This window comes from Kribbella sp. NPDC051936, assembly GCF_040680955.1.
In the GTDB taxonomy this organism is placed as follows: Bacteria; Actinomycetota; Actinomycetes; order Propionibacteriales; family Kribbellaceae; genus Kribbella.
Genome location: NZ_JBFAXS010000002.1, coordinates 620,475 through 643,892 on the forward strand (window position 1 = coordinate 620,475; position 23,418 = coordinate 643,892).

Here is a 23,418-nt window from a genome sequence, read left to right on the forward strand (position 1 = left end):
GGGCCTAGCCTTTCACCGCGCCGATGATGACGCCCTTCTGGAAGTGCCGCTGGATGAACGGGTAGACCAGCAGGACCGGCACGATCGCGATCACCACGATCGCCATCTTGATCGCAAGCCCCGGCGCGGGCTGCAGTCCCAGGCCGACCCCGGTCGCCACTCCGCCGGCACCGGTCGGGAGCGGCTGCTGCTGGACGATGTACGTCCGCAGCACCATCTGCAGCGGCCACTTCGTGTTGTCGTTGATGTAGAGCAGGGCATTGAAGAACGCGTTCCAGTAGCCCACGGCGTAGAACAGGCCGACGACCGCGACCACGGCCTTCGACAGCGGCAGCACGATCCGGCGGAGGATCGCGAACTCGCCCGCGCCGTCGATCCGGGCGCTGTCGATCAGCTCGCTCGGGATCCCCATGAAGAACGACCGCATCACGATCAGGTTGAAAGCGGAGATCGCGGCCGGGAGGATCAGCGACGCGTAGTGGTCGATGAGCCCGAGCGCGTTCACCACGAGGTAGCTCGGGATGATCCCGGGGCCGAACAGGAACGTCAGCAGCACGACGAACAGCAGCGGCCGATGGAACAACGACCCCGGACGCGACAGCCCGTACGCCGCGAGCACGGTGATCCCGAGGCTGAACGCCGTACCGATCGCGGTGATCACCACACTGATCAGCAGCGCACGCGTGACGACGCCACCCGACAGCAGCTGCACGTACGCCGCCACGGTCAGCTCCCGTGGTACGACGACCAGTCCACCGGCCCGCGTCACGGCCTCGGTCGAGGACAGACTGGTCACCACCACGACGTACAGCGGGAACGCGACCGCCAGCGCGATCAGGACCAGCACGAGCGGCTTGCCCAACCGGTCGAGGAGTGTCGGTTCTTCTTCCCAGACAGCTCTTTCACTCATGATCGGGAGTACACCCCCTGTTCGCCCACCATGTGCGCGAAGCGGTTGGCCACCAGGACGAGGACCAGGCCGACCACACCCTTGAACAGGCCGGCGGCGGCGCCGTAGCCGAAGTCGCCGACGAGCAGGCCCTGGTAGTAGACGTAGGTGTCGAGCACCTCGGCGGCGCCCCCGCCGACGGCGCTGCGCTGCAGGATGAACTGCTCGAACCCGACCGTCAGCGCGTCGCCGAGGCGCAGGATCAGCAGCAGGACGATCACCGGACGCAGCCCCGGCAGCGTGATGTGCCAGAGCCGGCGCCAGCGGTTCGCGCCGTCGGCGGCGGCGGCCTCGTAGAGCGCGGGGTTGATGGTCGACAGTGCGGCGAGGAACACGATCATGCCCCAGCCGGCGTCCTTCCAGACCGCCTGCGCGGTGACGAGGAGGATGAACGTGTCCGGTTTCGTCATCAGGTCGATCGCCTGGTGGCCGTTGTCGCGCAGCGTCTGGGCGAGCAGGCCGGCGCCGCCGATCATCTGCTGGAACAGCGAGACGACGAGCACCCAGGAGAAGAAGTGCGGCAGGTAGACGATGCCCTGGATGACGTTGCGGAGCTTCGCCGACAGGACGCTGTTGAGCAGCAAGGCCAGGGCGATCGGGATCGGGAAGAAGAACGCGAGCTGGACCGCGGTGATCGACAGCGTGTTCGCGACCGCCTTCCAGAACGCGGGCTCGGAGAACATCCGCCCGAAGTTCGCGAACCCGACGAAGTCGCTGCCGCGGATCCCGGCGTACGGCGAGTAGTCCTGGAAGGCGATCACGTTCCCGAGCGTCGGGAAGTAGTGGAACACTCCCAGCAGCACGACAACCGGCAGCACCATCACCAGCAACGGCCAGTCCCGTCGCAACCGATGCCGGAACCCCATCCCCCGCGCCGGAACCGCCCGCACCCTGGCGCCCCGGACGCGGACCCTACCGACCGTTGTCACTGAGGACCTTGGCGTAGAAGTCGCGGCCTTCGTTGCCGCCGTTGTCCTGCCACTGCTTGACGGCGGTCTTCAGCTCGCTGACCGGCCGGCGGCCGCGGAAGATGTCCTGCAACGCGTCGTCGAACGGCTGCGCGAGGGCCGCCATCTTGGCCGGCTGCTCGACCCGGATCCCGTCGAACAGGTTCTTCTCCCGGACCTTGGCCGCCGCGTTCTGCCAGGCGCTCATCGACTGGACGTAGCCCGGATACTCGCTCTGGGTGATGGCCGTCGGCCGCCCGCCGAGGAAGACGTACGTCTGCGAGACCTCCTTCTGTCCGAGCGGGGTCAGCTTCGGCGCGCCGGACGGTTGCTTGGTGTAGTGCTTGCCCTCGACCCCGTAGGTGTACAGCTGGTACTCCTCGGTCCCGAACGGCGCGGAGGTGTAGTTCAGCACGCCCAGCAGTTCCTTCACCCGCTCCTCGCCGACGCCCTTCTTGACGAAGGTGAAGATCCCGGCCGGATCACCGCTCCACACGATCGGCGTACCGCCGTCGTGCGCGAACGGCAGCACCGGCTGCGGGTCGTACTTCGGGTTGATCGGCAACTGCCGCTGCAACGACTCCTGCCAGCCGCCGAGGCCGTTCTGCCGGATCAGCAACTTGCCGCCCTCGAACAGCGCGTTCTCGTCCGCGCCGGCGTTGGCGACGACCTCCGGATGCACGTAGCCCGACTGGAACAGCCTGCGCACGAACGCCACGGCTTCGGCGTACTCCGGCGTCTCGATCTTGTTCACCAGCTTGCCGCTGGAGTCCTTGCGCCAGCCTCCCGGCGCCCCGAACGACCGGATCACCTCGTCGGCGACACTGCCGAACGCCCAGCGGCCGGCCTTCGCGTCGGTCAGTTGCTTGCCCAGCGCAAGCAAGTCGTCGGCGTTCTTCGGCGGCTCCGCGCCGGCCTGGTCGAACAGGTCCTTGCGGTACATCATCATCCACGGGAACCCCTCACCGGGGAACGGCACCGCTTTCAGCTGCGAGTTCCAGACGCCGTATGCCCAGGCTCTGGTCGGCAGGTTGGCCAGCATCGGGTACGCGGCCGCCTTGTCGCCGGCCAGGTACGGCGTGAGGTCCTCGAACAGCTTGTCCGCGGCCTGGCCGAACCGGGCCAGGCCCGAGATGTTCCAGCCCGGGATGCAGAGCAGCTCGGGAATGTTGCCGGCCGCGAGGATCGGTCCGAGCTTGTCGCCGTAGTCGTTGCCGTTCAGGATGTTGAACTTGAGCGGGGCGCCGATCCGCTCGTCGTTCGCCGCGAAGTACGAATTGCCGGCCAGCGGCGGGATCGGGCTCCACAGCGGTGTCATCGCCGAGACTTCCTTGCCGCTCGGCACCATCTTGTCCGGCACCGCCCGCTGCAGCTCGCTCGGATAGTGCGAGAAGCCGGGCGAGGCGCCGTTCTCCCCCGGCAGGTCCGGCTTCACCGATTCGTACGCGATGTACTTCGGCAGCAGGCCGGACAGCTTGTCCTCGGTCTCGGCGCGGCCCGTCGTACTGGACCCCGATCCGCCGTCCGAACACCCGGTCAGCGTGGCCCCGCTCGCGGCCGCCGCCGCGCCGGCGCCGAGCAGGGAGATGAAGGTGCGGCGGCTGGTTCCGCCGATCTCTGGTCCGGTCACGTCGCATCCCCTAGACTTAGTTGGGCTGGTAGCCAAACAAATTAACGCAGAGCCCTCAGCGCGACAAGGTGTAGAACTGACCCAGAACTTCTTTTGGACGGGACGGACCTTGACCACACAGACCGCGGACCACACCGACATCCGCGCCACCAACCTGGCGGCGGTGCTCGGCCACCTGCGCCGCGAGGCTCCCTGCTCGCGGGCCGCGATCGCGGCCGGCACCGGGCTGAACAAGGCCACCGTGACGAGCATCGTCGGCGAGCTGCTGGAGCGCCGGCTGGTCCGCGAGACGCAGCAGACGCAGAACCACGTCGGCCGCCCGGCGACGCTGCTCGTGCTCGACGGCTCGGCGTACGCGACGATCGGGCTCGAGGTGAGCGCGCGCGGCCAGACCGCCCTGGCCTGCGACACCGCCGGCGAACAGGTCCTGCGGTGGCACCGGGCCGGCCCGGGCGTCGACGCGGGACCGGCGAAGACCGTCACCGCGCTCGCGGCCCTGGCCCGCCGGGCGATCACGACCGTCCAGGCGTCCGGGCGCCAGGTGCTCGGCATCACGGTCGGCGTCCCCGGGCTGGTGAACCGCGACGGCGCCGTCGTCCTCGCCGCCGGCCTCGGGTGGACCGGCGTCCCGCTGCGCGCCGAGCTCACCGGGACACTCGGAAGACCCGACATCCCGGTGACCGTCGACAACGACGCGTCGCTGGGCGTGCTCGCCGAGCACCTCTACGGCCCGTACGCCGGCACGCCGAACCTCATCCAGGTCACCGGGGACACCGGCGTCGGGGCGGGCATCATCACCGACGGCCGTCCGCTCGCGGGGCATCTCGGGTACGTCGGGGAGATCGGGCACCTGCGCCTCGTCCCGGACGGACCGGTGTGCGGCTGCGGCCGCCGCGGTTGCCTCGAAGCGCTGGCGAGCCTGCCGGCGATCCTCGAACGGGTCGACGGCGCGGTCGACGACGATCCCCAGCAGCAGCTCGAGTCGCTGATCCGCCGCGCCGACGCCCAGGAGGTCGCGGTGACGAAGGTGCTCGCCGAGGCCGGGACCCATCTCGGCGACGGCATCGCGGCACTGGTCAACATCCTCAACCCCGAGGTCGTGCTACTCGGCGGTGCGTACGCGCTGCTCGCCGACCACCTCGCGCCGGCCGTCGACAAGGCGCTCCGCGAGGCCACCATCGCCCCCGATGCCGGAGACTGCACCGTCGCCGCCTCCACGTTCCCGCACACCGCCACTCCCTTGGGCGCCACCGCCCACGCCCTGACCCCATTGACCCGCGGCCGCCTCCCGAGCCGCTGACCACCCAGGAAAGCGCCTACCCGTTCCGCTCGCCGAGGTCTTGACCCTGGGCGTGCGGGATGCAACCCTCTGTTCACGCCCGATCTGTCGAAGCGCTTCGATCAGCTTCCGCCGCCCGTTGATCGAAGCGCTTCGACACCAGACCGTGGAGTCGATCGCCGATGAGTACTCCTCCCCCGTTCCGCGACCCCGCCCGGCCGGCCGGTGAGCGGATCGACGACCTGCTCGCCCGGCTCACCCTGGCCGAGAAGATCGCCTTCCTGCACCAGTACCAGCCGCCTGTCGCCCGGCTCGGGCTGCAGGCGTTCCGAACCGGTACCGAGGCCCTGCACGGTGTCGCCTGGCACGGTCCGGCGACCGTGTTCCCCCAAGCGATCGGCCTGGCCAGCAGCTGGAGCCCCGAGCTCGTGCGCGAGGTCGGCGCGGCTGTCGGCGACGAGGTCCGCGTGTTCCACCGCAAGGACCCGGCCGATGTCGGCCTCAACGTGTGGGCGCCGGTGGTCAATCCGCTGCGCGACCCGCGCTGGGGCCGCAACGAGGAAGGGTACGCCGAGGATCCCTGGCTGACCGGCGTGATCGCGACCGCATACGGACACGGGCTGGCCGGCGACGACCCGACGTACCTGAAGACCGCTCCGACGCTGAAGCATTTCCTTGCCTACAACAACGAGACGGACCGCTGCACCACCTCGAGCAACCTGCCGCCACGGGTCCTGCACGACTACGAACTGCCGGCCTTCCGGGCGCCGATCGAAGCGGGCGCGGCCGTCGCGGTGATGCCGTCGTACAACCTGGTGAACGGACGGCCCGCCCACCTCAGCCCGCTGATCAACGACGTCCTCCGGACGTGGACGACCGACCACCTGCTCGTCGTGAGCGACGCCTATGCGCCGGGGAACCTGTCCGGCCTGCAGCAGTACCTGCCCGACGCCACGACCGCGTACGCCGCTGCGCTGACGGCCGGCGTGGACAGCTTCACCCAGGACGGCGCAGACACCGCCCCGACGATCGACCGGCTGACGACGGCCCTCGACCGCGGGCTCATCACGACCGCCGACCTCGACACCGCGGTACGGCGGGTGCTCGCGATCCGCTTCCGGCTGGGCGAGTTCGACCCGCCGGAGCTCGACCCTTACCGCGCACTCGAACCCGAACTGGTCAACTGCCCGACCCACCGCCGGCTCGCCCAGGACGCGGCCCGTCAGGCGATCGTGCTGCTCAAGCACGAGTGCCAGGTCCTCCCGCTCGCGCCGACGACGCGGGTCGCCGTCGTCGGGCCGCTGGCCGGCACGCTCTCCGAGGACTGGTACGCCGGAACGCTGCCCTACCAGGTCACCGCGCTGGACGGCCTGATCGAGCGATCGGGCTCCGATCGCGTCGAGTACTGCGAGGGCGTCGACCGGATCACGCTGCGGATCGCCGGCTCGTCGTCGTACCTCGCGGTCGGCGGGGACGCGGTGCTGCGGGCCGGCACGGATCCGGGCGAGTTCGATCTGTTCGACTGGGGTGGGGACGCCTGGGCGCTGCGCTCGGTGCGGAACGGCCGGCACCTGACCGCCACCGACGAGGGCGAACTGCTCGCGGACCAGCCCGGCCCGAACGGCTGGGAGGTCAAGCAGACCTTCCGCCTGGTGCCGTCGTCGAACGCGGTCCTGATCCAGCACCTGCACAGCGGCCGCTACGTCCAGGTCGACGCAGACGGTGCAGTCGGCCTGGCAGACGCCGGTACGGCGTTCGAGCTCGACGTGGTGATCGACGGCGCGGCGGCGGCCGCCGAGCTGGCGGCCCGGGCCGACGTCACGCTCGTTGTCGCTGGCAACCACCCGTTGGTGAACGGCCGCGAGACCGAGGACCGGACAACCCTGGAGCTGCCACCGGCGCAGGACCGCCTGATCCGGCGGGTGCACGCCGCGAACCCGCGGACGGTCCTGGTCCTGAGCAGCAGCTACCCGTACGCCATCGGCTGGGCGCAGCAGCATCTCCCGGCGATCCTGTGGTCCGCCCACGGCGGCCAGGAGTACGGCCGCGCGCTGGCCGACGTCCTGTTCGGTGACCACGACCCGGCCGGCCGGCTGACGCAGACGTGGTACCACTCCGCGGCGGATCTGCCCGATCTGCTCGACTACGACATCATCGCGACGGACGCGACGTACCTGTACTTCCGCGGCGCACCGCTCTACCCGTTCGGCCACGGCCTGAGCTACACGACCTTCGCGTACGGCGACCTGCGGCTGAGCGCACCGTCGACGCCGGCGGACGGCCACGTGCAGGTCACGTTCACCGTCACCAACACCGGCGATCGGGCCGGAACCGAGATCGCCCAGCTGTACACACGCCAGCAACGCTCGCGGGTCAAGCAGCCGCTGCGACAGCTGCGCGGCTTCCGGCGGGTGTCGCTGGAGCCGGGTGAGACCGCCGAGATCGAGCTGACCGTCGCCGCGGCCGACCTGGGCTTCTGGGATGTGACCCGAGACCGGCGCTGCGTCGAGACCGCGCGGCACAGCATCATGGTCGGCCGATCCAGCACCGACCTGCGCCTCACCGCGACGCTCGACGTTCACGGCGAGCGGATCCCGCCTCGCACCCTCACCCGCCTCGCCGCCGCCGGCTTCGACGACTACAGCGCCACCACCCTGACGACCGCGGCCCGCGACCGCGGCGACGCCGTGATCGCGCTGGAAGCCCAAGCCTGGTTGGCGTTCGACGACCTGCAGCTCGATCCGACGAGCTATGTGGCCCGCGTCGCCAACCGCGGCAGCGAGCCCGCCACCGTCGAGCTGCGCCTGGACGATCCGCTGCACGGCGAGTTGTTGAGCACCGTGCAGGTGTCACCGACGGAGGAGCTCATCACAGTCGTCGGTGAGCTCCCCCCCGTGAGCGGTGTCCATACGCTCTATGCGGTGTTCTCGGCCGCCGGGGCCGTGCTGGAGAGCTTGACCGTGTAGTGCTCGCAGGCGCCTGAGAGCACGCGGGACTCGACCTGGCCGGCCTTGAACGTCAGCTCGATCACGGCGTCGCCGTTCGGGGACGGCAGTGTGATCATGCTGACCTGGCCGTCGGACGGCTCGAACCAGCGCAGCTCGACGCCGTCCGACCAGTCGTACTCCGGCCGGTCGTCCACCGCGCCGATCGGGATGACCGCGCCCTCGCGCACGAACAACGGCGCCGTGTCGAAGCCGTGCGTCTGTTCCACCCACGCCGAGCCGGTGACAACCTCGCCGGTCAGCAGCGACGTCCAGCGCCCGCGGGGCAGGTAGAAGGAGACCGCGCCGTCGAAGCTCATCACCGGCGCGACCAGCAGATCCGGGCCGAGCATGTACTGCCGATCCAGGTACGCGACCGCGGGATCGCCGGGGAACTCGAGCGCCATCGGCCGCATCACCGGCACCCCGTCCCGATGCGCCTCCTCGGCCGCCGCGACGAGGTACGGCATCAGCGACAGCTTCAGTTTGGTGAACTTCCGCAGGACGTCGACCGCCTCCTCGTCGAACGCCCACGGCACCCGGTACGACGACGAGCCGTGCAGCCGCGAATGCGACGAGAGCAGCCCGAACGCCACCCACCGCTTGAAGATCGCGGGGTCGGGCGTGCCCTCGAACCCGCCGATGTCGTGACTCCAGTAGCCGAAGCCCGACGCCGCCAGTGACAACCCGCCGCGCAGCGATTCGGCCATCGCCTCGAAGGTCGACTCGCAGTCACCGCCCCAGTGCACCGGGAACTGCTGGCCACCGGCCGTCGCCGACCGGGCGAACAGCACGGCCTCGCCCGCCCCGCGATTCTCCTCCAGCAGCCCGAACACCGCCGCGTTGTAGAGCTGCGGATAGTAGTTGTGCATCCGCTCCGGGTCGGAGCCGTCGAACCAGACGACGTCGGTCGGGATGCGCTCGCCGAAGTCGGTCTTGAAGCAGTCCACGCCCAGGTCGACCAGCGCCTGCAGCTTCGAGCGGAACCAGGCCGTCGCGTCCGGGTTGGTGAAGTCGACGATCGCCATCCCGGCCTGCCACAAGTCCCACTGCCAGACCGAGCCGTCCGCGCGCTTCAGCAGGTACCCGAGCCGGCGGCCCTCCTCGAACAACACCGAGCGCTGCGCGATGTACGGGTTGATCCACAGGCTGACCCGCAGCCCGCGGTCCTTCAACCGGCGCACCATCCCGGCCGGGTCCGGGAACGCGACCGGATCCCAGACGAAGTCGCACCAGTGGAACTGCCGCATCCAGAAACAGTCGAAGTGCAGGACGCTCAGCGGCAGGTCGCGCGCCGCCATCCCGTCGATGAACGCGCTCGTCGTCTCCTCGGTGTAGTCCGTGGTGAACGAGGTCGACAACCACAGCCCCATCGACCACGCGGGCACGCGCGCGGGCCGTCCGGTGAGAGCGGTGTAGCGGCGCAGCACGTCTTTCGGCGCCGGGCCGGCGAACACGTAGTACGCCAGCTCCTGGCCTTCGACGCTGAACTGGTTGCGGGACGTCACCTCCGAGCCGACCTCGAACGACACGTGGGCCGGGCTGTCGACGAGGACGCCGTACCCCTTGCTGCTCAGGTAGAACGGGACGTTCTTGTACGCCTGCTCGCTCGACGTGCCGCCGTCGGCGTTCCAGCTGTCGACGACCTGGCCGTTCTTCACGAACGCGCCGAACCGCTCGCCGAGTCCGTACACGGTCTCGCCGACGCCGAGCGCCAGCTGCTCGTGCAGGAAGTGCCTGCCGTCGGCATCGGTGACCAGGCCGACGCTGCGCGCGCCCGAGTTGGTCAGCTGCTTCCCGTCCTGCTCGAAGCGCACGTCCCACGGGCCGTCGAGCGCGATCACCACACTCAGCTCGCCCGACGTCAGCCGCGCCTCGGCGGCACCGACCTCCACCTTCACCGGATGCCCGTCGTCGGTGGTCAGCCGGTACGACGGGTGCGCGGGCAGTCCGCCGAGGTGGTGCGCGATCCGGACGCCGATCACCCCGCGGGCCGGCGACGAGAACGTCACGGTGAACATCGGCTGGTTGAGCGTGTCGCCGCGCCGCTCGATCCGCTTGGCGGGCGCGAACACGGTCAGCTCCCGCTCCCCCGCCTGCACGCTCTCGACCTCGGCCGGCCGCAACCGCGTCAGCCCCGCCCGCAGCTGCCAGTACCCGTCGGTGAACTTCATGCCGGCCAGCCTTCCGGATCGGATTGTCGAAGCGCTTCGACAGCGTTTCGACAACCGTAGAGATCGCAACTTCACGACGTCAAGTTGCGGACCTCTCAGCGGATTCTCAGCGCCGAGCCGTGAGACTGGGGGGATGCGAGTGCTGATGGTCGAGGACGAACTGCGGCTGGCCGACACCGTGCACCGGGGGCTGACCGACGCCGGGTTCGTCGTGGAGCTGGTGCACGACGGCGAGAACGCGGTGTGGGCCGCGACCGAGCACAACTACGACGTGATCGTGCTGGACATCATGCTGCCGAAGCTGAACGGGTACCGCGTGCTCGAGCTGCTCCGGGCCCGCGGCGTCTGGACGCCGGTGCTGATGCTGACCGCCAAGGACGGCGAGTACGACCAGACCGACGCCTTCGACCTCGGTGCGGACGACTACCTGACCAAGCCGTTCAGCTTCCTGGTCCTGGTCGCCCGGCTGCGGGCGCTGATCCGGCGCGGCGGACCGGAGCGCCCGGTCGTGCTGACGGCCGGCGACCTGACGCTCGACGTCACCCGGCGGCGGGTCGAGCGCAACGGGCGGGAGATCACCCTGACGCCCCGCGAGTACGGGCTGCTCGAGTTCCTGATGCGGCACCGCGGCGACACGGTCAGCAAGAGCGAGATCCTGGCCGGAGTCTGGGACCCCGCCTTCGACGGCGACCCGAACGTCGTCGAGGTCTACGTCCGCTACCTGCGCAAAAAGATCGACACCCCGTTCGCCCGGCACGCGATCGAGACCATCCGCGGGATGGGCTACCGGCTGAACCCCGAAGGCGGCTAGAAAGCACCTGGGCCAGACTGGGGGCGTGAGCACGGTGGTGCGACGGCGCGTCGACGGGTGGTACCGGACCGCCGGCGGCCTGCGGCAGGCGAGTGTCCGGAGCCGCTCGACGGCGGCGGCGGTGATCGTGGTGGCGGTCGCGATGATGCTCGGCGCGGCCGCCCTGCTGCTGCTCCTGCAGCGGGCGCTGATCACCGAGGTCTCCGACGCGGCCGAGGTCCGGGTCGCGGAGGTGGCCCAACAGGTGAGCGCGAACGGCACGGCGGGGCTCACGCCTGCCCTCGCCGAGTCCACCCGCAGCGGTCAGCTGATCCAGGTGCTCGACCCGGCCGGCCGGGTTGTCGCTGCGTCGTCGACCCGCGTCGGGACCACCCCGCTCACCGACCTCCGGCCGCCGGCGGGCGCGCTGCTGCGGGCCGAGGTCGGCGAGATGCCGCTCATCGACGACGACCACTCGTTCCTGATCGTCGCGCAGGGAGCGGCGTACGGCGGGACGACGTACACGGTCGTCGTCGCGTCCTCGGTGGAGACCCAGCGGCAGACGGTCACGACCGTGGCGAAGTACCTCGCGATCGGGTTCCCGGCGCTGCTGATCGTGGTCGGTGTGGCCGGCTGGCTGATGGTCGGCCAGGCGCTGCGGCCGGTGGAAAGGATCCGGGCGCGGGTGCAGCGGATCGGGACGCGGGACCTGACCGAGCGGGTCCCGGTGCCGCAGACCCGGGACGAGATCGCGCGGCTCGCGGTGACGATGAACGAGATGCTCGACCGGCTGGAGACCGGGCACGCGACCCAGCGGGCGTTCGTGGCGGACGCGAGCCACGAGCTCCGGTCGCCACTGGCCACGCTGACCGCGGCGCTGGAGGTCATCGGGGCGGACACGACGGGTCAGGCCTGGCACGACCTGCGGCAGGTGATGGAGACCGAGACCGACCGGATGCGGCAACTGGTCGAGGACCTGTTGCTGCTGGCGAAGGCCGACGACACCGGGCTGCGGATGCGCCAGGTCGACGTCGACCTCGACGACCTCGTGACGGCGGAGATCCAGCGGCTGCGGAGCTCGGCGCCCGAACTGACCGTCACCGGTGACGTGCATCCCGTCCGGGTCGTCGGCGATCCGGCGCGGCTGAGTCAGGTACTGCGGAACCTCGTCGACAACGCTGCCCGCGCGGCGCACAGCACGGTCCACCTGACCACGGCGGACGTGAACGGGTCGGCGGTCATCACGGTGTCGGACGACGGGGACGGGATTCCCGAGCAGGACCGGCAGCGGGTCTTCGAACGGTTCGTCCGCCTGGACACGAGCCGGTCCCGCTCCAGCGGGGGCTCCGGGCTCGGGCTGTCGATCGCCCGCGAGATCACCCATGCGCACCACGGCTCCATCACGCTGACGTCCTCGAGCACCGGCGGTACGACGGCGACCGTCACGCTCCCGAACTGACCACGGACCGAAAATCGCCGGGACCGGACGGCACCCGTGGGCCAGGATGGAACGCATGGACGTGTCGGTGGTGCTCGGGTTCCTGGTAGCGGTCTTCCTGGTCAGCGTCGTACCAGGACCGGACATGCTGTTCATCGTGGCGAACGCGGCGGCCGGCGGGCGCCGTACCGGCGTCGTGGCCGCGGCAGGGATGTCGACCGGCCTGGCGGTGCACAGCGTGGCGGCCGCGCTCGGCCTCGGTGCGTTGATCCAGGCAGCGCCGCAGGTTCTGAACGGCGTACGGGTAGCGGGGGCGGCGTTCCTGCTCTACCTCGCGTATCTGACGTGGCGCGCGAGCCGGCAGGAGTTCGGGACTCCTGAGGACGCGCCGCAGCTCCCTCGGCGGACGCTGCGCCGGACCTACCTGATGGCGACCCTGACCAACCTGGCGAATCCGAAGGTGATCCTGTTCTACCTGGCCTTCGTCCCGCAGTTCATCACGACCGGCCGCGGCAGCTGGCCGGCGACCGTGCAGTTCCTGGTGCTCGGCGCGGTGTTCATCCTGGTCGGCTTCCCGGTCGACGCCGGCGCGGCCCTGCTGGCCGGCACGCTCACCGAGCGTTTCTTCCGCACCGGCAGCAGGATCCGCCGGAGGCTCGAGCGGGTGACGGCGGCGATCTTCGCGGGGCTTGCCGCCCGGCTCGCCATCGACATCCGCTGAGGGGTGGACCAAGCTGGAAGGTGAAGGAGGTGGGTGTGGTGAAAGCTGCAGCAGGCGATCAGGTCGTGGTGGAGAGCAGCCACCTGATGGCACATCGGCGGGAAGGTCAGATCGTCGAGGTGCACGATCCGGACGGCGCACCGCCGTACCTCGTGCACTGGAGCGACACCGACTCCGAGTCACTGTTCTTCCCGGGTCCGGACGCGCACATCGTGCACGTCGAGAGGTAGCTGATCCGGGTCAGTTCCGGACGGCCGCGGTGGCGTGCCGGAGTTCGTCGAGGACTGTGCGGACCGCTTGCCTCGCGGCACGTTCGGGACGATACAGGGCGTCGATGTGGCGACGGGTGTGGACGTCGCGGAGCGGGCGGAGCGCCACCGCCGGATGACGCTGCGCGGTCCAGCGCGGCATCAGGGCGAGGCCGGCGCCGGCCGCCACCAGCTCGGCGACGACGGTGAACTCGTTGACGCGATGGACCAGCTCGAGGCGGTGGTTCGCGGCCGCTCCGATCGCCTCGATCGTCGCCATCAGCGGGAAGCCGTCGTGGACGGTGATCCACGGTTCGTGCGCGACGTCGCGCGGGGTCAGCGACCGCTTCGCCGCGAGCCGGTGATCGACCGGTACGGCGACGTCGAGCGGCTCGTGCAGCAGCGGCGTGACCGCGACCGTCCGCGGCCACGGGGACGCGTGGTCGAGACGGTGCGCCAGGACCACGTCGTACTCCCGGGTGAGCGCCGGGAACTCGTCCTGCGGCACGTCCTCGTCGTGCAGGCTGACCTTCGGGGCGATGCACAGCAACCGCGGGAAGAACGCCGCGGCGGCACTGTGGAACGCCGCCACCGAGACCTCGCCGTCAGGCTGCTCCACGAAGTCGTCCACGACGTGCCGGGCCCGTGCGAGCGCCGACTCCACATCGGCCGCAGCTCCCGCCAACGCACGACCGGCCGGGGTCAGCACGACCCGGCGGCCGTCGCGCTCGGTCAACGGCACCGGCATCGACCGCTGCAACAGGCGCAGCTGCTGGGAGATCGCCGACGGTGTCACCAGCAACGCCTCTGCCGCCGCGGTCACGCTCCCCAGCTCGCCGACTTCCCGAAGCACCCGGAGCTGCCGTTCATCCATTCCCATAATGTAGCTGCACTACATCGTTGCTGAACACATTGGTACTTGGCTTCAACGTTCTGAGCCCGCACGGTTGATCCCGTGCCCGGAACCCGCCGTACCGATCTCGTCCTGCTACTCGTCGCCGTGGTCTGGGGATCGAGCTACCTCGCAGCCAAGACCGCGACCGGCAGCGCGCCGGTGCTGACCGTGCTCTTCCTGCGGTACGGCATCTCTGCTCTCGCGCTCGTACCACTGGCCCGCGGCATCAACCGGCGGGAAATGAAGGCCGGGCTCGTCCTCGGCCTCACGCAGGCAGCGGTCCTCGTGCTGGAGACGTACGGCGTCACGCACACCACCGCGGCGAACGCGGGGCTGATCATCAGCCTCACGCTGGTGCTCACGCCGCTGTTCGATCGTCGCGGTCTGCCGCCGCGCTTCTACCTCGCGGCCGGTCTCTGCGTCGTCGCCGTCGGCCTGCTGATGTCCGCCCACGGCCTGCATGCACCCGGCGTCGGCGATCTGCTCATGCTCGCCGCCGCCGTCGTCCGCGCAGGCCACGTCGCGCTCGTCGGCCGCCTGTCCACCGGGCTGCGGCCGTTGCAGCTGACGACGGTCCAAACCCTCGTCGGTACGGCGTTGTTCGCCATCCCCGCCGTACCGCACCTGCCCACGCACGCCGGTGCCGGCACCTGGCTGCAGATGATCTATCTCGCCCTGTTCTGCAGCGTGTTCGCCTTCCTGGCCCAGACCTGGGCGATCCAGCGCACGTCGGCCAGCCGCGCCAGTCTCCTGCTCGGCACCGAACCCATCTGGGCAGTTGCCATCGGCATCGGCCTGGGCGACGAACACCTCGCCACCCCGGCCGTTCTCGGCGCCGCCCTGATGCTCGCCGGCACCACCTGGGGCCAATCCATCGAACGCACCCACCGCGAGTCGCGGCCCCAGCCGGTGCCGGTCACCCAGGGTTGATCAGCTGCGCGTCCATTTCTGGTCGGCCGAGCCGTTGCAGGGGGCAACGACAACGGCTGCTCCGTTGCCGGTGCCGTTGGCGGTCAGGCAGCCGGCCGTCGACGTGACGGTCTGGTCGGCGTTCAGATGCCAGACCTGGTTGTCGCCGCCGGTGCAGTTCTCGATGGTCACGGAGGAGGTGCCCGCGGTCATGCACTTGTCCGCATACACCGTCAGCTGGTTCGAGGCGGTGAGGTTCCACGACTGGTTGCCGCCGTTGTTGCAGTCCCACAGGTCGAGCGCCGTACCGGGACTGGTCGAGAAGCCCGGCACGTCGACGCAGCGGTTGCTGGCGACACCACGCAGGGGCTCACCAGGCGGGGCCGGCGGCTCGCTGTTCGTCGGCTCGCTCTTGAGCAGGCCCCAGCCCCACCACAGCTGGTCGCGTCCGCTGATGCTGTTGACCTGGAGATCGGCCGGCCCGACCTGCGTCGTCATCGAGTACGAGTCGCCGGTGCGCAGACCGGGCCAGTACACGATGCCCATGTCGTTCTCACGCGCGACCTGCGTCAGCGCAGCGAGGTACGACGTGTACACGTTCCCCTCGTGGTTGCCGTAGTTCAGGCCGATCGTCATCGGCGAGCCGGCCTCGTCGATGATCGTCCGCCAGCCGTACGAGCCGATCCGCGGCCGGAGGTTCGCCAGCCAGGCGGCCTCGGTCGTGTCGGAGGCCCAGAAGCCGTAGAAGTGCAGCGACAGCAGCGTCCCGTTCAGCTCCGGCGCCGCGCCGACGCCGGTCACGTTGTCGTTGTAGCCGGTCCCGGAGATGACGATCCGCCCGCGCGGAACGTCGCTGTGCCGGGCGATCCACGCCGACGTCAGCGACACCCACTCGGGCAGCGAGTACCCGAACGGCTCGTTCATCGGCTCGAAGTACACCCGCGGGTTCTTCCCGTACGCCTTCACCACCGTGTCCCACATCGCCGCGAAGGCCGCCGGGTCGTCGACCCGTCCGTCCTTGGCGTTGTCGGCCTCCCAGTAGCTCAGGATCACCTTGAACCCACTGGCCACCGACGCGTCGATCGCCCCGCGGTAGGCACGCCACCAGTCGGTGCCCACACTCAAGGGGTTGATCGGCAGCCGGATCGTGTTCGCCTTCAGTTCCTTGCGGAACTCCCCGACGATCCCGAGCGCCTTGCGGTACGTCGCCGGGTAGTCGTCGGTCGTGCTCAGGCCGGACGGGACGACCTCGTCGTCGGCGTAGTTGTCGCGCGGATCGGCCCAGTTGACGCCGCGGAAATCGTTCGTTCCCGGCGGGCTCGCGGCGACGGTTCCGGGAACCGCGGCGGCGAGCGCGAAACAGCACAGCAGGACGGCGAGGAGACTGCGGACGGTTGATCTCACGCCGCGATGTTTACGTAAACAGAGCGGGTCGTCAAGAGCTCGTCACGAGTTCGAGGCGCAACCAGGCGGCCAGGTCACGGATCTCCCGGTGCACCGCGGCGGTCAGCGTCTTCGAGAACGGCTCGTCCTCGTGGATCGCGTCCACGCGGAACACCCCGGCCTTCCGGTCGGACGCCGCGTCGAGCTTCCCGACCAGCCGGTCGTTGTGCAGGATCGGCAGCGCGAAGTACCCCCACCGGCGCTTCGCGACCGGCTTGTACATCTCCAGCTGGTAGTCGAAGTCGAAGATCTCCAGCAGCCGCTTCCGGTCGTACACCAGGCGGTCCAGCGGTGACAGGAGCGCCGTCCGCCCGCTGAACGGCCGGTCGAGCAACTCCGGATCGACCCGCCACTCGCCGCGGACGCCGTCCACCACCGCCGGCTCCCCCACGTGGCCGGCGTCGAGCGGCTCGCCCGGGCAGGCAGGTCCTTTCGAGCGCAGCAGCCCCATCGACCGCAGCCGCTGCTCGTGCCGGATCGTGACCGCGTCGGCGAGCGGCACGACCGGATCGTCCGGGTAGATGCGGGAGGCGAGGTCCCACAGCCGGTCCCGGCCGTCCCGGCCCGCGATCGCCACCTCGCCGCGCTGCACCATGAACTCCAGCATCTGCGACACGTTGCGATTGTTGGTCCACCCACTCGATCGCCACGGCCGCACACAAGTGTCCGGCAGCTCGCGCATGGTGAGGGGACCGTCCTGCCGGAGCCGCTCCAGGATGTCGACCCGGCAGCCTTCGTTCGCCCGGACCCAGTCCTGTCGGTACTGCTGCCAGTCGAGCGGCTCCCCGTCGCTCGGCCAGGCCGCCATCTCGGCCCGGAACAACGCCATCGTCTCCGGCAGCCGCGCGAACCCGCGGAACTGCACGAGCTCCAGCGACGCCAGCGCATCGACGAGCTCGGTCGGATCGTACGACGAACCAAGGCGGCTCCAGGCCACGAGGTCGGCGTTCGGCGCGACATACGCGGTCTGGTCGAGCTGCACCACGGTCAGCCCGCGCACGACCTCGAACAGGTCGGCCGGCCGCTCCTTGGTGAGCAGCTGGGCACGCACGGCCAGCCGCCGTGCATCGCGCTTCGACAACCGGTGAACAGCCACGAACCGAGGCTAAGGCACCGCACGGACAGTATGGTGGAGGGAGATTCTGAGGGAGTAGCCGAGCGGGTGGGGACCTGGTGCTCGGAGTTTTCAGGGGGTCATGGTGGCGTTACGTGAGCGGGCATTCCTGCCCTGTGCGGTGTCGTTTGTGTCGATCATGTCGGTTCTGCTCGTCGCCGGCTGTTCGTCCGACGGAGGGACGAGTGTGCCGCCCGAGGTGTCGCCGAGCCCGTCGGTCGCCGTGCCGCGCACGCAGGCGGCGCTCAAGCCGGCGACCGACTGCACCCGGTCCACCGAGAGGCTTCCGACCGAGTCCGAGACCGACGGCGTGCAGCTGACGGTCCGCACCGATCCGAGCCGCACCTCGTTGCTGATGAAGAACACCGGCAGCCTGTCGGTCGTCGTCATCCCCGACCCGAACTTCACCACCCGCCTGGTCGCGGCGCCGCACGCGAACCCGAAAGACCCGGCCTCGCGGGCCGCCCTGATCGCGGTCAACAACAGTGGCGCGAAGGTGCCAGACATCCCGCCGTACGTGCCGCAGACCCAGGTCGTCACACTGCCACCCAAGTGGGCGCTCTGCGCGCTCACCGACAACGTCAAGGAGTCCGCGTCCGTCCGCTACCTCCAGGACAGGCAATCCAGCGCCGAGTACTTCGTCACGAAAGCACTCGCCGACCAGCTGCTCACCGCCAACAGTTCGGCCCGGACCCAGCCGACCCTGGTGCGGTGCGCGAAGAGCACCCTGGGCGTGCTCAAGACCCATCCGGAAATGTCCGATATCGAGCTGTACGTCGAGATCCTGAGCCCCCGCTCGGCCTGCCGGACCGGCTACAAGGCGCTGCTGCGCGGTGACGCGAACGCGACCGAGCAACTCGAGGCCACGGTCATCGGACGGCTCGGCGGCGCTCCCCGGCTGCTCGCGAACAGCAGGCTGTACAGCGTCACGACACGTCCCTGAACCGCCGAGCCCGGCCAGGGTCGGGTCCGGGTCCGGTCAGGGACAACTCCCCTGCCGCGGAGCGACCCGCGGCGGCAGACTGGAGTCCTACCGTTCGACTCTCGGAGGACATCAGCCATGATCGGCTTCATCATCGCCGGACTCATCATCGGAGCGCTGGCCCGGCTCTTCACGCCCGGCAAGCAGAAGCTCGGCCTGCTCGCCACGCTGCTGCTCGGGCTGGCCGGTTCGGTGATCGGCGGGACCATCGCGAGCATTCTCGGCACCGGCGGCATCTTCGAGCTGAACGCGCTCGGCTTCATCGTCGCGGTGATCTCCTCGGTACTGCTCGTCGGCACCGCCGAGTCGCTGTCGGCCCGCCACCAGAACCGCGCCATCAAGCACTGACCGACCCGGAGCGCCGGCCTCAGCTCTCCTCGTTGATCGCCATCGCCGGCCGCGGCGCGCGGCCCGGCGGCTGTGGCGGCCGGGGCAGCAACGGCCGGCGCTTCTCCAAAGACCGGATCACCGGCTGCTTCGCGGTGACCGTGATCAGCTCACCGGCGTGCCGCAACGTCATCGACGCGTCCGGCCCGTCGTGCACCGAGTACTTCACCGAGAGCGGCTCGATCTCCACCCGCAGCCGCACCCCGCGCCAGCGGACGGCGAAACTCAGTCCGGCCAGGCCGACCGGCAACGCCGGATCGAAGCACAGGCAGCCGTCCCACTCGCGCAATCCACCGAACCCGGCCACCAGCGCACTCCAGGCACCGCCGAGCGAGGCCATGTGCAGACCGTCGCCGGTGTTGTGGTGCAGGTTGCGCATGTCGATCAGGGCCGCTTCGTACGCATAGTCGTAGGCCAGGTCCAGGTGCCCCACCTCGGCCGCCATCACGGCCTGCACGCACGCCGACAACGACGAGTCCCGCACGGTGAGCCGCTCGTAGTAGTCGAAGTTCCGCGCCTTCTCCTCGGCGGTGAACGCGTCGCCGCACCAGTACGTCGCCAGCATCAGATCGGCCTGTTTGACGACCTGGGTGCGATACAGCTGGAAGTACGGCGCGTGCAGCAGGAGCGGATACCTGTCCTTGTAGGCCTCGAAATCCCAGACGGCGTATCCGGTGAAGCCTTCGGACTGGGGATGTACGCCGAGGTCCTCGTCGTACGGGATGTAGACGGCGGCCGCGGCGTCCCGCCAGATCGCCTCCTCCTCGCTGTCGACCCCGAGCTCACGCGCCTTGGCCGGCACCTTCGCGGCGATCTCGGCCGCGGAGCGCAGGTTGCGGGCTGCCATCAGGTTCGTGAAGACGTTGTCGTCGGCAACAGCGCTGTACTCGTCCGGGCCGGTCACTCCGGGCAGGTGCCAGCGTCCTTCGCGGTCGTGGTGGCCGAGCGACATCCACAACCGGGCGGTCTCGACGAGCAGCTCGAGCCCGACCTCGTCGAGGAAGCCGTCGTCGCCGGTGGCCCGGTAGTACCGCATGACGGCCTCGGCGATGTCGGCGTTGATGTGGAAAGCCGCCGTCCCCGCCGGCCAGTAGCCGGAGCATTCCTGGCCGCGGATCGTCCGCCACGGGAACGCGGCCCCGCGGAAGCCGAGCTCCGCGGCACGTTGCTTCGCCATCTCCAGCGTCGAATGGCGCCAGCGCAGCGCGTCCGCGGCGGCGTCCGGCATCGTGTAGGTCAGCACCGGCAGCACGAAGCCCTCGGTGTCCCAGAACGTGTGCCCGTCGTACCCGGCGCCGGTCAGTCCCTTCGACGGGATCGCCCGCCGCTCGGCGCGCGCACCGGCCTGCAGGATGTGGAACAGCGCGAACCGGACCGCCTGCTGCAACTCCGGATGCCCTTGCACCTCGACGTCGGCGCCGTCCCAGAAGTCGTCCAGGAACTCGGCCTGCTGCCCGGTCAGGCCGTCCCAGCCGGAGAACCGGGCGCTCGCGAGCGCGGCCGCGACCTGGTCCCGGATGGCGGTCTCGGACCGCAGGCTGGACCAGCCGTACGCCAGGTACTTCACGACGCGCAGGCTCTCGCCCGGCTGCAGCTGGCAGATCACCGTGGTCCGCGCCCAGTCCTCGCGGACGTCCTGGTCCATCGCGTAGCGGACCGAGGTGTCCACCTCGTGCGCCATCGCCGCGGCCATCAGCTGCTGGCTGCGGGTCGTGCGGTGGATCAGGACGGTCCCGTGCTCGCCGCCGTCGTGGCTGACCGGCTTCAGCGGGTTGTCCAGGACCGCGGCCACCCGCGGATCGTCGGACAGCTTCGGCTGCGCCTCGTTCGCCACGAGCTCGGACTGGATCACGAATCGGGCCGGCTGGTCGACGGGCTCGACGACGTACTCGATCGCGGCCACCGCGCGCTGGGTGAGCGACACGAGCCGGCGGCTGCGGACCTTGATCCGCTTGCCGCCCGGTGACGTCCAGTCCACGTCCCGCTCGAGGATGCCGGTGCGGAAATCCAGCGAGCGCTCGTGCTTGGACAGGTAGCCGTAGCGGATGTCGAACGGCGAGTCGTCGACGAGCAGCCGGATCAGCTTCCCGTTGGTGACGTCCACGAGGGTCTGCCCGGACTCCGGGTACCCGTAGCCGGCCTCGGCGTACGGCAGCGGGCGCTGCTCGTAGAACGAGTTCAGGTACGTGCCGGGGATCGCATACGGCTCGCCCTCGTCGAGGTTGCCGCGCAGGCCGATGTGACCGTTCGACAGGGCGAACAGGGACTCCGCCTGCGCCAGCTTGTCGAGCGCGAGCCGCGTCTCGCGCAGCCGCCACGGCTCGATCGGATGGTGGCCCCGGTCGATCATTCGCCCTCCACCTCCGGCCGCAGCAGGTCGGCCAGGTCGCGGACCACGACGTCGGCGCCGTGCGACTTCAGCTCGGCCGCCTGGCCGACGCGGTCCACTCCGATCACCCGCCCGAAGTGGCCCGAACGGCCGGCGGACACACCCGCCAGCGCGTCCTCGAAGACCGCCGCCGCGGACGGGTCGACGCCGAAGCCCTTGGCCGCGGCGAGGAACGTGTCCGGCGCCGGCTTGCCCTTCAGGCCCTCGGTCCGGATCGTCACACCGTCGACGATCTGCTCGACGAACCGCGCCAGACCGGTGACCTCCAGCACCTGACGGGTGTTCGCACTCGACGACACGACGGCCCGGCGGAGCCCGGCCTGCTCGGCGGCCTCCAGATACTTCCGGGAGCCTTCGAACACGTGCACGCCGTCGGTGCGGATCCGCCGCTGCACCGCCTCGTTCTTCCGGTTGCCGAGACCGTTGACCGTCATCGCGGACGGCGGATCCCCGGCCGTGCCCTCCGGCAAGGTGATGCCGCGCGAGGTCAGGAAGTCCCGGACGCCGTCGGGCCGCGGCTTGCCGTCGACATACGCGTCGTACTCCGCGCGGGCGTCGAACGGCACGAAGGCGATCCCGTGCTGCGCCGCATAGTCGCGGAGGAACTCGTCGAACATCTCTTTCCACGCGGCAGCATGAACGGCGGCGGTGTCGGTGAGCACACCATCCAGGTCGAACAGGCAGGCCCGGATCCCCGTAGGTAGTCCCAGCATGAACACCACATTAGCGGTCCGGGGACCACTGGTCGGGCAGGCCGAAGCCCGGGAACCGGGACGCACCGAACGTGGTGATCTCCACGATCTTGCCGTGGTCGACCCACAGCACGTCGAGCTTGAAGGCCCGCCAGATCGAATCGCCCGGTCGCTTCAGGTACGTCGCCGCGGCGGGCAGCCGGTTCGCCGACGTCGGCACGAGACGCCAGTCGCCGTCGCGGTCCGGCCCGAAGGCCCGCTGGAACAGCGGCAGGCAGGCGCGCAGCCCGGTGAACGACAGCCGGTCGGGCGGCATCGAGACCCGCAGGTCCTCGCCGGCGATCGCGATCGCCGCCTCGGCGTCACAGCGCTCGTGGGCGTCGATGAAGCGCGCCAGCACCTCGCGCTCCTCCGCGGTCGGCCGCTGCGCGGACCAGTCGGCGCGGTGCTCCGGCAGCCGCTGCTGCATCGTCGCCCGCGCCCGCTGCAACGCGCTGTTGGCCGCCGCGACGCTCGTCTCCAGCAGCTTGGCCGTGTCGGCCGCCGACCAGCCGAGCACGTCGCGGGCGATCAGTGCGGCGCGTTGCCGGGCCGGCAGCGCCTGCAGCGCGATCAGGAAGGTGAGCTCGATCGTCTCCCGGTCCACCACGACGGCGTCCGGCTGGTCGGCCGGCGGCGCGATCTCGTCGAGCAGCCGATCAGGATACGGCTGCAACCAGACCAGGTCCCCGGGCGAGTCCGTGGCAGCGGACACCGGGCGCCGGCTGCGCTGACGGGTGAGGTCGAGACAGACGTTGGTGGCGATCCGGTACAGCCAGGCGCGGAAGAAGGTGCGCCCGTCGTACTGATCGCGGCCGCGCCAGGCCCGCAGCAACGTCTCCTGGACGGCGTCCTCGGCGTCGTCGAACGAGGCCAGCATCCGGTAGCAGTGCACGTGGAGCTCGCGGCGATGCCGGCCCGCGAGGTCGGCGAACGCGGTCTCGTCACCCGCGAACGCCGCCTCCTCGAGAGTCGTCACGAGGCGGTCCTTCCCACCTCCTGGACCGTCCAGCCGTTGCCGTCCGGGTCCTCGAAAGACAGGAAGGTCTCGTAGTCACCGCGCGCCGGCGCGAGACCGGGACGCTTCCCCTCGGGGGTGAAGTGGAACGGCTCGCTCACCTCGACCCCGCGGCCGGCCAGCTCGGCGTGCGCGGCCTCGATGTCGTTCACCACCAGGTGGGTGCCCTGGTAGCTGCCCGGCGGTGCGGCGGTCAGGCCGGTCCCGATCGTGATCGAGCACGCCGACCCGGGCGGTGTCAGCTGCACGACCCGGAACGAGTCGCCCGCCCGATGGTCGACGTCCTCGGCGAACCCCAACTGCTCGGTGTAGAACTTCTTCGCCCGGTCCACGTCCGTCACCGGCACGATCACGAGCTCCAGTTTCCAGTCCATCTGCGTCATCTCGGGG

The 23,418-nt window shown here is 70.1% G+C and carries 20 protein-coding genes; 9 read left to right on the forward strand and 11 right to left on the reverse strand.

Translation table 11 applies throughout. The features are described 5' to 3' along the window. Nucleotides 1–4: 4 nt before the first annotated feature. The 3 genes from AB0L64_RS08555 to AB0L64_RS08565 are packed head-to-tail and all read right to left on the reverse strand — an operon-like array spanning nucleotide 5 to nucleotide 3,526. Nucleotides 5–910: a carbohydrate ABC transporter permease gene (locus AB0L64_RS08555; protein WP_359923331.1), complete on the reverse strand. Its 906-nt coding sequence runs from the start codon at nucleotides 908–910 to the stop codon at nucleotides 5–7. Then, nucleotides 907–1,815 carry an ABC transporter permease subunit gene (locus tag AB0L64_RS08560; protein WP_363709172.1) on the reverse strand — a complete coding sequence of 303 codons (909 nt, stop codon included), beginning with the start codon at nucleotides 1,813–1,815 and terminating at the stop codon, nucleotides 907–909. The genes AB0L64_RS08555 and AB0L64_RS08560 overlap by 4 nt, the downstream gene beginning before the upstream one ends. A 46-nt stretch (nucleotides 1,816–1,861) precedes the next feature. Continuing rightward, nucleotides 1,862–3,526, reverse strand: coding sequence for an extracellular solute-binding protein (locus tag AB0L64_RS08565; RefSeq protein ID WP_363709174.1), 1,665 nt, complete (start codon nucleotides 3,524–3,526; stop codon nucleotides 1,862–1,864). 109 nt (nucleotides 3,527–3,635) lie between these two features. Here AB0L64_RS08565 and AB0L64_RS08570 point away from each other — a divergent pair, with 109 nt between their 5' ends. Together AB0L64_RS08570 and AB0L64_RS08575 are read left to right on the forward strand one after the other, a co-directional pair. Next, the gene (locus AB0L64_RS08570; protein WP_363709176.1) at nucleotides 3,636–4,826 is read left to right on the forward strand and encodes an ROK family transcriptional regulator; all 1,191 of its coding nucleotides are present in this window, start codon (nucleotides 3,636–3,638) and stop codon (nucleotides 4,824–4,826) included. Nucleotides 4,827–4,987: 161 nt separating this feature from the next. Then, nucleotides 4,988–7,771 (forward strand): glycoside hydrolase family 3 C-terminal domain-containing protein, encoded by a 2,784-nt coding sequence (locus AB0L64_RS08575; RefSeq protein WP_363709178.1) that lies wholly within the window; start codon nucleotides 4,988–4,990, stop codon nucleotides 7,769–7,771. Here AB0L64_RS08575 and yicI read toward each other — a convergent pair. After that, the gene (gene yicI / locus AB0L64_RS08580) at nucleotides 7,720–9,963 is read right to left on the reverse strand and encodes an alpha-xylosidase (protein ID WP_363709180.1); all 2,244 of its coding nucleotides are present in this window, start codon (nucleotides 9,961–9,963) and stop codon (nucleotides 7,720–7,722) included. The genes AB0L64_RS08575 and yicI overlap by 52 nt on opposite strands. Before the next feature lie 133 nt (nucleotides 9,964–10,096). On the opposite strand from yicI, the gene AB0L64_RS08585 reads away from it, so the two are divergent. Genes AB0L64_RS08585 through AB0L64_RS08600 form a run of 4 tightly spaced genes read left to right on the forward strand, consistent with a single transcriptional unit; the run spans nucleotide 10,097 to nucleotide 13,142 of the window. Further along, on the forward strand, nucleotides 10,097–10,774 hold the full coding sequence (locus AB0L64_RS08585) for a response regulator transcription factor (protein WP_355691469.1): 678 nt from the start codon (nucleotides 10,097–10,099) through the stop codon (nucleotides 10,772–10,774). A 25-nt stretch (nucleotides 10,775–10,799) separates the two neighbouring features. Beyond that, a complete protein-coding gene (locus AB0L64_RS08590) occupies nucleotides 10,800–12,212 on the forward strand; it encodes a HAMP domain-containing sensor histidine kinase (RefSeq protein ID WP_363709182.1) in 1,413 nt (470 codons plus the stop codon). A 55-nt stretch (nucleotides 12,213–12,267) separates the two neighbouring features. Next, nucleotides 12,268–12,912 carry a LysE family translocator gene (locus AB0L64_RS08595; RefSeq protein WP_363709184.1) on the forward strand — a complete coding sequence of 215 codons (645 nt, stop codon included), beginning with the start codon at nucleotides 12,268–12,270 and terminating at the stop codon, nucleotides 12,910–12,912. Between the two features lie 38 nt (nucleotides 12,913–12,950). Continuing rightward, a complete protein-coding gene (locus AB0L64_RS08600) occupies nucleotides 12,951–13,142 on the forward strand; it encodes a DUF1918 domain-containing protein (RefSeq protein ID WP_359923310.1) in 192 nt (63 codons plus the stop codon). A gap of 10 nt (nucleotides 13,143–13,152) precedes the next feature. Here AB0L64_RS08600 and AB0L64_RS08605 read toward each other — a convergent pair whose 3' ends face one another. Next, nucleotides 13,153–14,034: a LysR family transcriptional regulator gene (locus AB0L64_RS08605; protein WP_363709186.1), complete on the reverse strand. Its 882-nt coding sequence runs from the start codon at nucleotides 14,032–14,034 to the stop codon at nucleotides 13,153–13,155. Nucleotides 14,035–14,115: 81 nt separating this feature from the next. Between AB0L64_RS08605 and AB0L64_RS08610 the strand changes: the two genes are divergently transcribed. Continuing rightward, on the forward strand, nucleotides 14,116–14,985 hold the full coding sequence (locus tag AB0L64_RS08610) for a DMT family transporter (RefSeq protein WP_363709188.1): 870 nt from the start codon (nucleotides 14,116–14,118) through the stop codon (nucleotides 14,983–14,985). Here AB0L64_RS08610 and AB0L64_RS08615 read toward each other — a convergent pair whose 3' ends face one another. Both AB0L64_RS08615 and AB0L64_RS08620 read right to left on the reverse strand, forming a co-directional pair. Further along, the gene (locus AB0L64_RS08615; RefSeq protein WP_363709190.1) at nucleotides 14,986–16,368 is read right to left on the reverse strand and encodes a ricin-type beta-trefoil lectin domain protein; all 1,383 of its coding nucleotides are present in this window, start codon (nucleotides 16,366–16,368) and stop codon (nucleotides 14,986–14,988) included. A gap of 31 nt (nucleotides 16,369–16,399) precedes the next feature. Continuing rightward, nucleotides 16,400–17,503, reverse strand: coding sequence for a crosslink repair DNA glycosylase YcaQ family protein (locus tag AB0L64_RS08620; protein ID WP_363709192.1), 1,104 nt, complete (start codon nucleotides 17,501–17,503; stop codon nucleotides 16,400–16,402). Between the two features lie 157 nt (nucleotides 17,504–17,660). On the opposite strand from AB0L64_RS08620, the gene AB0L64_RS08625 reads away from it, so the two are divergent. Both AB0L64_RS08625 and AB0L64_RS08630 read left to right on the forward strand, forming a co-directional pair. After that, the gene (locus AB0L64_RS08625; protein ID WP_363709194.1) at nucleotides 17,661–18,464 is read left to right on the forward strand and encodes a hypothetical protein; all 804 of its coding nucleotides are present in this window, start codon (nucleotides 17,661–17,663) and stop codon (nucleotides 18,462–18,464) included. 117 nt (nucleotides 18,465–18,581) lie between these two features. After that, nucleotides 18,582–18,851: a hypothetical protein gene (locus AB0L64_RS08630; protein WP_359923296.1), complete on the forward strand. Its 270-nt coding sequence runs from the start codon at nucleotides 18,582–18,584 to the stop codon at nucleotides 18,849–18,851. 19 nt (nucleotides 18,852–18,870) lie between these two features. Here the strand turns inward: AB0L64_RS08630 and AB0L64_RS08635 are convergent, their stop codons facing one another. The 4 genes from AB0L64_RS08635 to AB0L64_RS08650 are packed head-to-tail and all read right to left on the reverse strand — an operon-like array spanning nucleotide 18,871 to nucleotide 23,402. Further along, on the reverse strand, nucleotides 18,871–21,240 hold the full coding sequence (locus AB0L64_RS08635; RefSeq protein WP_363709196.1) for a glycoside hydrolase family 65 protein: 2,370 nt from the start codon (nucleotides 21,238–21,240) through the stop codon (nucleotides 18,871–18,873). Then, nucleotides 21,237–21,992: a beta-phosphoglucomutase family hydrolase gene (locus tag AB0L64_RS08640; RefSeq protein ID WP_363709198.1), complete on the reverse strand. Its 756-nt coding sequence runs from the start codon at nucleotides 21,990–21,992 to the stop codon at nucleotides 21,237–21,239. Before AB0L64_RS08640 ends, AB0L64_RS08635 begins: the two co-directional genes overlap by 4 nt. Nucleotides 21,993–22,002: 10 nt before the next feature. Beyond that, complete coding sequence (locus tag AB0L64_RS08645) at nucleotides 22,003–22,989, reverse strand: RNA polymerase subunit sigma-70 (protein WP_363709200.1); 987 nt, start codon at nucleotides 22,987–22,989, stop codon at nucleotides 22,003–22,005. Next, a complete protein-coding gene (locus tag AB0L64_RS08650) occupies nucleotides 22,986–23,402 on the reverse strand; it encodes a glyoxalase superfamily protein (protein WP_359923285.1) in 417 nt (138 codons plus the stop codon). Before AB0L64_RS08650 ends, AB0L64_RS08645 begins: the two co-directional genes overlap by 4 nt. Between the last annotated feature and the right edge of the window lie 16 nt (nucleotides 23,403–23,418).

Coding starts and splice junctions, on each gene's coding strand:
- AB0L64_RS08555 (WP_359923331.1), bottom strand. CDS start 910: ATGAGTGAAAGAGCTGTCTGGGAAGAAGAACCGACACTCCTCGACCGG.
- AB0L64_RS08560 (WP_363709172.1), bottom strand. CDS start 1,815: ATGGGGTTCCGGCATCGGTTGCGACGGGACTGGCCGTTGCTGGTGATG.
- AB0L64_RS08575 (WP_363709178.1), top strand. CDS start 4,988: ATGAGTACTCCTCCCCCGTTCCGCGACCCCGCCCGGCCGGCCGGTGAG.
- yicI (WP_363709180.1), bottom strand. CDS start 9,963: ATGAAGTTCACCGACGGGTACTGGCAGCTGCGGGCGGGGCTGACGCGG.
- AB0L64_RS08585 (WP_355691469.1), top strand. CDS start 10,097: ATGCGAGTGCTGATGGTCGAGGACGAACTGCGGCTGGCCGACACCGTG.
- AB0L64_RS08595 (WP_363709184.1), top strand. CDS start 12,268: ATGGACGTGTCGGTGGTGCTCGGGTTCCTGGTAGCGGTCTTCCTGGTC.
- AB0L64_RS08605 (WP_363709186.1), bottom strand. CDS start 14,034: ATGGATGAACGGCAGCTCCGGGTGCTTCGGGAAGTCGGCGAGCTGGGG.
- AB0L64_RS08625 (WP_363709194.1), top strand. CDS start 17,661: ATGTCGGTTCTGCTCGTCGCCGGCTGTTCGTCCGACGGAGGGACGAGT.
- AB0L64_RS08630 (WP_359923296.1), top strand. CDS start 18,582: ATGATCGGCTTCATCATCGCCGGACTCATCATCGGAGCGCTGGCCCGG.
- AB0L64_RS08635 (WP_363709196.1), bottom strand. CDS start 21,240: ATGATCGACCGGGGCCACCATCCGATCGAGCCGTGGCGGCTGCGCGAG.
- AB0L64_RS08640 (WP_363709198.1), bottom strand. CDS start 21,992: ATGCTGGGACTACCTACGGGGATCCGGGCCTGCCTGTTCGACCTGGAT.
- AB0L64_RS08650 (WP_359923285.1), bottom strand. CDS start 23,402: ATGGACTGGAAACTGGAGCTCGTGATCGTGCCGGTGACGGACGTGGAC.